Annotated in this window: 7 protein-coding genes; 3 read left to right on the top strand and 4 right to left on the bottom strand. The window is 66.7% G+C overall.

Features of this window, described 5'->3' with window-relative positions:
* Positions 1 to 417 precede the first annotated feature (417 nt).
* The 3 genes from pyk (at position 418) to rpmE (ending at position 3434) form a co-directional block, all read left to right on the top strand.
* A complete protein-coding gene (gene pyk, locus ACMO6A_RS07555) occupies positions 418 to 1890 on the top strand; it encodes a pyruvate kinase (RefSeq protein ID WP_015760401.1) in 1473 nt (490 codons plus the stop codon).
* Between the two features lie 68 nt (positions 1891 to 1958).
* Complete coding sequence (gene rhaD, locus ACMO6A_RS07550) at positions 1959 to 2864, top strand: rhamnulose-1-phosphate aldolase (RefSeq protein ID WP_009304753.1); 906 nt, start codon at positions 1959 to 1961, stop codon at positions 2862 to 2864.
* A gap of 108 nt (positions 2865 to 2972) precedes the next feature.
* Positions 2973 to 3434: a 50S ribosomal protein L31 gene (gene rpmE / locus ACMO6A_RS07545; RefSeq protein WP_009304752.1), complete on the top strand. Its 462-nt coding sequence runs from the start codon at positions 2973 to 2975 to the stop codon at positions 3432 to 3434.
* Positions 3435 to 3594: 160 nt separating this feature from the next.
* Here rpmE and ACMO6A_RS07540 read toward each other — a convergent pair whose 3' ends face one another.
* The 4 genes from ACMO6A_RS07540 to ACMO6A_RS07525 form a co-directional block, all read right to left on the bottom strand.
* Positions 3595 to 4809: a molybdopterin molybdotransferase MoeA gene (locus tag ACMO6A_RS07540; RefSeq protein WP_021410513.1), complete on the bottom strand. Its 1215-nt coding sequence runs from the start codon at positions 4807 to 4809 to the stop codon at positions 3595 to 3597.
* Between the two features lie 88 nt (positions 4810 to 4897).
* Complete coding sequence (locus ACMO6A_RS07535) at positions 4898 to 6046, bottom strand: ABC transporter substrate-binding protein (protein WP_009304750.1); 1149 nt, start codon at positions 6044 to 6046, stop codon at positions 4898 to 4900.
* A gap of 35 nt (positions 6047 to 6081) precedes the next feature.
* Positions 6082 to 6864, bottom strand: coding sequence for an ABC transporter ATP-binding protein (locus ACMO6A_RS07530; protein ID WP_009304749.1), 783 nt, complete (start codon positions 6862 to 6864; stop codon positions 6082 to 6084).
* Positions 6861 to 6986, bottom strand: a complete 126-nt coding sequence (locus tag ACMO6A_RS07525; protein ID WP_418471018.1) for an iron chelate uptake ABC transporter family permease subunit — start codon at positions 6984 to 6986, stop codon at positions 6861 to 6863. The genes ACMO6A_RS07530 and ACMO6A_RS07525 overlap by 4 nt, the downstream gene beginning before the upstream one ends.
* Between the last annotated feature and the right edge of the window lie 11 nt (positions 6987 to 6997).

Genomic DNA, 6997 nt, shown 5'->3' with positions numbered 1-6997 from the left:
GGGTCTCATCGGGGCGCTCGATTTCTTCCGAATTCGATGCTTTTTCGCCATCAGGGGAGCCTCCGTGCGTCTGCAAGCTGCTTGGGAGGTCGTCCGACGGGGCGTGCGATCCCTGGGGCGAGACGTTTCTCGGGAGGTCATGCGCCAGGCGTGCGGTCGGGACGTCTGCTCGGAAGGGAAGAGCATGCATGCCGCCATCCTGAGTTAGCGGATCTCCGTTCGCCATCCTGGGCGCGCGCAAGCGAGTCGAAGGATCTCGCGCAGCGCGCGAGGATCCGAAGGCGGCTTCGAAGCCCGTTGCCGCTCGGAGACGCCGCGCTTGTGTGCAGACTCGTCGGATTGGGGTGGCGCGACGGGGGCTCGCGGGGATTTCACGGTATGATGGATCCCATGGAACGGGCGCGATCGAGGAGGAGCATGGCAAGACGCACGAAGATCGTTTGCACGCTGGGACCTGCCGTCGACGACGAGACCGCCCTGCGCGGGCTGCTGTCCGCAGGCATGGACGTGGCGCGTTTCAACTTCTCGCACGGCTCGCACGACGAACACCGGGCGCGCATGGATCTGCTGAAACGCGTGCGTCGCGACCTCGGCTCGCCGTGCGCCATCCTGCTGGATACTCGCGGCCCCGAGATCCGCACGGGCTCGCTTGCGGGCGGACGTCCCGTGGAGCTGCGGGAGGGCGGTTCCCTCGTGCTCACCGAGCGCGTGGTGGACGGCACGGCGCAGCTGGTCTCGCAAACCTGCGCGGGGTTGGCGCGCGTCGTCGGGCCCGGCCAGCCCATCCTGCTGGACGACGGGCTCATCGAGCTTCGGGTGGAGGCGGTCGAAGGCTCGGACATCCGCTGCACGGTGCGCAACAGCGGGCTGTTGGGCGAGCGCAAGTCCGTCAACATCCCCGGCGCCAGCGTGCCGCTGCCCGTGATGACCGACCAGGATCGGGCCGACCTCGTCTTCGGCATCGATCAGGATGTCGACTTCGTAGCGGCCTCGTTCGTGCGCAACGCCGAGGGCGTGCGCGAGTTGCGGCGTTTCCTCGACGAGCACGGCGGCGAGGGCGTGTGCTTGATCGCGAAGATCGAATGCGCCGAGGCGGTGGAGAACTTCGAGGACATCATCGAAGCGGCCGACGGCGTGATGGTGGCGCGTGGCGACTTGGGCGTGGAGGTGCCGGCTCACAAGGTGCCGCACATCCAGAAGGAGATCATCCGCGCGTCGAACCGCGCGTCGAAGCCGGTGATCACGGCAACCCAGATGCTGGACTCTATGATACGCAACCCGCGTCCTACGCGCGCCGAGGTGGGCGACGTGGCGAACGCCATCTACGACGGCACCGATGCCGTGATGCTGTCGGGCGAGACTGCCGGCGGGCGCTACCCGGTGGAGGCCGTGCGCATGATGGCGCGCATCGCCGAGTCGAGCGAGCCCTACTTGTTCGACGAGCGCGCGCCCGACCGCAGCCGCGACAAGGCGCGCGTGGCGCTGGCCGTAGGGCTGGCCGCCGTGCAGACGGCCGAGAACGTGGGCGCCGCTTGCATCGTCGCGCCTACGATGTCCGGTCGCACGGCGCGACTCGTGTCGAACCTGCGCCCGCGCGTGCCCATCCTCGCGGTCACGCCGTTTCCGCGCGTCATGCGCCAGCAGCAGCTCAACTGGGGCGTGACGCCCATGCTCGGCGATGTGCAGGGCGACATGCGCCACGTCGTCGAGCAGGCGCACGACGCCGTGTTGGAGAACGGGCTCGTGCGACCGGGCGAGCTGGCGGTGTTCACGGCGGGCGATCCCTCCACGAGTCCCACCATCGGCGAGCCGGGCGACGGCGCGGCGGCCGCCACCAACGTGATGTACGTCGTGCAGATACGTCCCGGCGAAGGCGACGGCGGGCTATAGGCCGCGGCGGACGGTGCCGGCCGTATGCGGCGGATAACGGACGATAGGCTTCGGATAAGGAGTTGACCATGGGTTTCTTCGACAATGCGCAGGAAGTGCTCGACCGCGGCGTGTCGGCGGCGAAGGGCGCCGTCTCGGGCGTGGCGGTGGAGCAGCAGGCGTTCGTGAAAGGGTTCGCTCGTCTGTGCAGCGAGGGCTCGAGCCAGGGATGGCATGAGAGCAACGGCGGCAACGCGTCGTACCGGCTTGCGCCGGAGGACGTGGCATCCAGCCGCTCGTTCTTCTACGACAATCCCAGCTCGTGGGTGCCGCTAGGCGTGCAGGTCGCCAACCTGGGCGGTGAGTTCTTCCTGGTGACGGCCGCGGGAGCGCACATGCGCAACGTGGCGCTGGACCCCGACACGGGCGCGGGCATCGTGGAGGTCAACGCCGCGGGCGACGCGTGGCGCATCGTGTGGGGTTTCAAGAACGGCGGCGTGCCCACGAGCGAGTTCCCCAGCCACGCAGCCATCCAGTCGGTACGCAGGGAGGCGACCGGCGGCACGGGCCGGGTGCTGTACCACGCCCATCCCGCAAACGTGGTGGCGCTGACCAACGTGCTGCCGCTCGATGCGCGCACGTTCACCCGTGCGCTGTGGAAGATGCTGATGGAGGCCATGATCGCGTTTCCGAAGGGCATCGGAGTAGTGCCGTGGATGGTGCCGGGCGGCCCTGAGATCGCCAGCGCCACGGCCGACGCCATGCGCGTCTACGACGCATGCGTTTGGGCTCACCACGGTCTGTTCTGCGCTGGGAACGACTTCGACTCGACGTTCGGGTTGGCGCAGACCATCGACAAGGCCGCGACCGTCTACGCGCAGGCGCGCGCGATGAACGGCGGCAGCGACCGGTTCGCCAGCGCCATTCCCGACGAGGGCCTGCGCGGCATCGCCGAGGCGTACCATCTTCCGGTGAACGAGGCGTTCCTCGCTTAGGTTGGGAATTTCCGGAGAAAACGCGTGCGTTGCGGCGTCGACTGTGCTATAGTGCAAAGGCTTGTCTTCGCCTTGGTCGGAAACCAAGGCCCGTAAAGGAGAACCATAATGAAACAGGGTATTCATCCGGAGTACGTGGACTGCACGGTCAAGTGCAGCTGCGGCAACACGTTCCAGACCCGTTCGACGAAGCCTGAGCTGAAGATCGACATCTGCAACGTGTGCCATCCGTTCTACACCGGCCAGCAGCGCTTCGTCGACACCGGCGGACGCGTCCAGCGCTTCGCCGACAAGTTCGGTGCCGCGAAGGAGACCGTTGCTGAGCGCGAGGCCGCCAAGAAGGCCGCGCGTGCCGCCGCCATCGCCGAGGCCGAGGCCAAGAAGAAGGCCGAGCGCGAGGCGAAGGCCGCCGAGAAGGCCAAGCGCGCCGAGGAGTTCGCCAAGAAGTCCGAGGCCGAGGCTAAGAAGGCCGCCGAGGCTGAGGCTGCCGCCGAGACCGCTCCCGAGGCTACGGCCGAGGAAGCCGCCGCGGTGGACGCCCTCGTCGAAGAGGCTCCTGCCGCCGAATAGCGCTTCTGCAGCAAGCACAGCGAACGGCCCGGTCGATGACCGGGCCGTTCGTGCGTCCAGGGACGATCCGCGCGCGTTGTCGCCCGAAAGCCGTGGTTTTCGCCCTCGAAGCGCGGCTTTCGGGCGACAACGGCATCGGTGGGGCCGCTTCAGGCGCGCCCTAGCCTTGATCGACGAACTCCTCGCCGCGCAGCAACTCCACGTCCAAAAGGTCGCCTTCGGCCCATCCCGCTTCGCCGAGGGGCGAGACGCGCTGCGCGTTCGACGTCATGCACGCGGCCAGCTCCCCGGCTTTGAAATCGAGGAAGTGCGCCGCGTAGCCCTCGTCGTCGCGCGTCACGTGTACGCGGGCTATGTTCGCCATCTTGGGGATGCTCGTCTTCGCGGCATCCGCCCGCGCCTGCACGACGGGGCGGCGGCGCAGCGGAATTCCCAGGATGCGCGCCGTGATCGCTTGCAGGCACCATTCGGAGCCGAAGTAGGCGGCCATGGTGGGGCCGGGCAGATCGACGACCGGTTTGCCGTCGGCTACGGCCAGCATGAGCGGCCGTCCCGGCACGGCGGCGATGTAATGGTGCACCACCTGCCCGCGGCGTTCGACCAGCTTCACGTTGAAATCCTCCTCGCCGAGGGCCGATCCCCCGTTGACCACCACGACGTCGGCGGTGGCGAGCGCCGCCTCGAAGGCGCGTTCGAGCTCGACGGGATCGTCGTGCACGAGGGGGAACACCACGGGTTCGGCACCGTACTCGATGAGGAGGTGCTTGCACATGAGGCTGTTCGTGTCCACGTTTTGACCTCGTCGGGGCTTGATGCCTGCGGGTACGAGCTCGCTGCCCGTGGGAATGAACGCCACGCGCGGTTTGACGCGCACGGGCACCATCGTGGCGCCGCCCATGGCGAGAGCGGCCAGGTCGGTGGGTCGGATAATGCTGCCGGCGCTCATGAGCGGCTCGCCCGCGCGCAGCGTGGAGCCGGCGGGCCGCACGCCCGAACCGGGCTCGACAGTCACGTCGTCGTCGAACGTTACCGATCCGTCCTCCCGAACGACCGCCTTCTCGATCATCACCACGGCGTCGAACGCGTCGGGGAAGTCGTCTCCGGTGTCGGCGCGCACGTAATCCACGCCGGGCTTCCAGCTGCTCGTGTCGGGCATGCCGTTCGCGAACGCTGCCGACTTCACCGCGATACCGTCGAACGACGAGGCGCGCACCACCGGCAGCGTGTTCGTCGACGCCAGGTCGCAGGCGAGCACGCGTCCCACCGCGTCGTCGAGCGCCACGTACTCGACGCTCCTCGCCGGCTCCCATGCTGCGAAGAAGTCGGCCAGCGCCTCTTCGCGCGACGGGAAACCGTCCATGATCTTCTCTCCCATATGCATCTCCTCGTACCGTTTTTCGTTGATCATAGCAGGAAAGCCCGGCGCGCCGGGCTTTCCGTGGACGTGCGATCGATGCGATGCCCTATGCTTTGGGACGGGCGTTCGCGGCGATCTCGTTGAACTCGGACTCGCTCAGGTCGTAGCCGTAGAACGTCTTGAAGTAGCCTGCGACCGTCTTGTACAGGTCGTTGTCGTACTGCTCGGGGTACAGCAGGCGCGGCAGCCACTGCATGCCCAGCACCTGGTTCACCGTCGGCGGGCTGTTCAGCCAGTTCCACGGCGTGCCGGGCACCTTGTAGTAGGAGCCGTTCTTGATGGCGGACAGGTCGGCGAAGGCCGCATCGGAGCCCACCGTGTCGTAGATGCTGTCCGGGCCGAACAGGATGACCGCAGGATCCCAGATAGCCAGCTGTTCCATGCCGATCTCGACGCCGGCGCCGCTGCCGGACACCTTGCCCAGGTCGGCGACGTTGTCGGCCACGAGGTCGATCACCTGGCCCTGGTAGGAGTTCTTCGCGATGGTGTTCGTCCCCTTGTCGCCGAGCAGGTACGCCACCTTCGCGCGGTCGCCCTCGGGAATCTTGCTCATGACGGATACGGTCTCGTCGTAGGCGGCCTTGCAGTAGTCGGACAGCTCCTTGCCGCGATCCTCCATGCCCAACAGCTCGCCGAGCTTCTCGTAGGCTGCGCCGTAGTCCTCCATCTTCGTCTCGATGACCACCACGGGGATGCCCAGCTGCTGCTGCATCGTGTCGAGGTCCTCTTTCATGCCGTCTTTGATCTCGCCGGTGTCGATGAGGATCTGCGCACCGGATGCGGCGACGGCCTCCTTGTTGAGGTCGCCTTTCGCTCCGAACGCGGCTCCTGTCACGGGCAGGTTGGCGTAGTCGCCTCCCAGGTACTTCGCCTGGTCGGCCGTGAGCTCCGTCGAGATCGTCACCAGCTTGTCCGGTGCCATCGTAAGCAGGACCTGCGTGGCGGTGTGGCCCGCCGGCGCGATGCGGTCGATCTTCGCGGGCACTTCCACCGTGCGTCCGGCCGAGTCGGTGAACGTGCGCGTCTCGTTCTGCGCCGCCTGATCGGTTTGCGCGGCGCCGTCGGCGCTTTCGGGTGCGTTCTGCGACGGAGCCTGCGAGCATCCGTTCAGCGCGAACGCCAGTCCCAGACATAGCGCGCCTACGACCAGCAGGCGTTTCGCCCAGAGCATGCTCCTTGCGGTAATCCCTCCCATAGAATCTTCCTTTCTTCGACTTCGTTGCCTTGCGTTTATCGCTCTATCTCGCGTACGGGCACGCACACGCGCACCTTGTCGCCGTATAGGGAATTGACCTCCACGTCCACGTCGTAGATGGTGCTGACCAGCTCTTTGGTAATGACGTCTTTGGGGCTTCCGAAGGCGTGCACGCGTCCGTCGTTGATGACGAGCGTTTGGTCGGCGTAAAGAAACGCCTGATCGGGCTGGTGGGTCGATTGGACTATGCTCATGCCTTCGCGCGCGAGCTGGCGCACGGTGGACAGTACGCGCACGGTGTTGCCGTAATCGAGCGCGCTCGTAGGCTCGTCCATGATGATGGTGCGGGCGTTCTGCGCGATGGCGCGCGCGATGAGGACCAGCTGGCGCTCTCCGCCCGATATCTGCGTGTAGGGGCGATGACCCAGATGGGCGATGCCCACGCGCTCGAGCGCATCCCACGCCCGGTCGACGTGCATGCGCTTCGGCGTGGAGAACAAACCTATCCCGCCGCCCGCGCTCATCAGCACCACGTCGAGCACGTCGTAGGCGTAAGTGGACGAATGCGATTGAGGGATGTAGGCGACCTCGCTCGCGCGCTCGCGGATGGAGATCGAGCGCAGGTCCTTCCCGTTCACGCGGATGCTGCCCGTCCAGCCGTTGTTGAGGCACAGGATGCATCGGAACAGGGTCGATTTGCCTACGCCGTTGGGCCCCAGCACGTTCACCAGCGTGTTGTCGGGGATGCGGAAGCTCAGGTCGCGCAGCACATGGTGGCTGCCGTACGAGAAGCTGAGGTGCTCGACATCGATGCTCATAGCCCCTGCTTCCTCCTCGTGATGAGGTACAGGAAGAACGGCGCTCCCACGAACGCGGTCAGGATGCCGATGGGTATCTCGGAGCTGGCCACGAGGCGCGCCACGTCGTCGACGATGAGCAGGAAGCTGGCGC

This window comes from Eggerthella sp., assembly GCF_048329335.1.
Taxonomy (GTDB): Bacteria; Actinomycetota; Coriobacteriia; order Coriobacteriales; family Eggerthellaceae; genus Eggerthella; species Eggerthella lenta.
This window is presented reverse-complemented; position numbering and strand designations above follow the sequence as displayed.